The 1,409-nt window shown below is 38.5% G+C and carries 3 protein-coding genes; all 3 read right to left on the reverse strand.

What is annotated here, in order from left to right:
* On the reverse strand, positions 1-377 hold a 377-nt coding region (locus tag BT127_RS16125; protein ID WP_175541999.1), incomplete at its 3' end, for a relaxase/mobilization nuclease domain-containing protein.
* 1 nt (position 378) lies between these two features.
* Positions 379-720 (reverse strand): plasmid mobilization protein, encoded by a 342-nt coding sequence (locus tag BT127_RS16130; protein ID WP_075425977.1) that lies wholly within the window; start codon positions 718-720, stop codon positions 379-381.
* 248 nt (positions 721-968) lie between these two features.
* Complete coding sequence (locus tag BT127_RS16135) at positions 969-1,265, reverse strand: hypothetical protein (protein ID WP_075425978.1); 297 nt, start codon at positions 1,263-1,265, stop codon at positions 969-971.
* Between the last annotated feature and the right edge of the window lie 144 nt (positions 1,266-1,409).

Consider the following 1,409-nt stretch of genomic DNA (forward strand, 5'->3'; position numbering starts at 1 on the left):
ATATGAGTAGCGACTACCACTTGAAAATTCGGAAACATCTTTTTAGCAAGCTCAACTCCTATTTGATGAGCTTGTTCAGGAGTAACATTATCGTCTTTCTGGAAGCTCTGATAGTAATGATGTGCTATCACTCCCTTATCCTGATCGAAAGCTCTGCGGAGATTCTCAAAATCCTTATAAGTGTTGAGAGAGGAACAGTTGATATATGTTGCTCTTTCTCCGAAAGATGTATTTACACTATTCAGATGATCAAGTGTACTGTTCAGATGTTTTTTCATTGTTTCAAGTGAGAATGCCTTATGCTCCTTAATAATATAGTCAACTGCATGTTCCATATGTGCATCGCTCCTGATAGAAGCCTGTGCTATATACGCCATATCATACTTCTATCTCATCCGAGGTATTCTTGATAGTATCTAAAAGCTTACCAAGCAGATTCTGTACTTCGATAAGGTTATCATTAACTATCTTGATTTGTTTCTCACTTACAGTCTTATAGGTGTTAGCAACCATAGCGATCTGATTGACATTAGTACCTATTCTTATCAGCTGAGTACACAGCTCAGGTATTCCTTCGGCAACGATTATCTTCTTTTGCTCAGAGAGGGCAAGCAGATATTGTGACATGCTCAGACGAGCTTTCGCAGCTTGTGAAGATAGCTTTTCTTTCTCCGTGGGAGTTAATCTCAGATGAACATCAGAAGTTTTAGTTCGGGGCATTTTGCTACAACCTCCTTTTATTTTTATTCTCCAAATGGAGAAAATTAACTATCGGTTTTTCTCTGAAAAACGCGATAGTTGCAAGCATAGAACGAGTATCCCCGTGGGGATACATCCGTTCGCTTGTTAGGGACGAATCCCTAATACCCTGAATCGCCGTTTGGGTAACGGCTTCATGCAATCGCTTTGCTCACTTTTTCTTCTCCAATGCGAAGATTTTTATTATGAAAACTGTTGAAAAAAGCAGCTCAATAAGAGCTGCTGCTTCCAGAAGTATTATCGTCACTCAGAGAAGATAAAGCGGATGAACTATCGTTGGTAGCTTGTGCCTTAAGCTGTGCGAGTAATTGTTCCTGAGAAAGACCATTAGCTTTCATGAGCTTGATTATGTCATTTGCAAAGGAATGATCTTTCTCCGTCTGGAGAGCTTTAAGCTCTGCATTCAGCTTCTTGATTCTTTCTTTGCTTTCCTCAATGTTCTTTTCTTCCTTTGTGATCTGTTCTGTTACCTTAGTGATTTTTTGGTCAAGTGTTAATTTTGCCATTATGTATCTTCCTCCTGATTTTGTGCTATTATAGCACAATTTATTTTCAGAGCATAAGCACTCTAAAAAGCGCACCGAACTTTCAGTGCGCTTGAACAATGCTTATGATTATTTCTTATCTTTTGAGGTATACAAATAAGTATA

Source organism: Ruminococcus sp. XPD3002, assembly GCA_900119535.1.
GTDB lineage: Bacteria > Bacillota > Clostridia > Oscillospirales > Ruminococcaceae > Ruminococcus > Ruminococcus flavefaciens_H.

What these genes read in the sequence shown, in the direction of transcription:
- BT127_RS16130 (WP_075425977.1), bottom strand. Translation starts at nt 720, where the DNA reads ATGCCCCGAACTAAAACTTCTGATGTTCATCTGAGATTAACTCCCACG.
- BT127_RS16135 (WP_075425978.1), bottom strand. Translation starts at nt 1,265, where the DNA reads ATGGCAAAATTAACACTTGACCAAAAAATCACTAAGGTAACAGAACAG.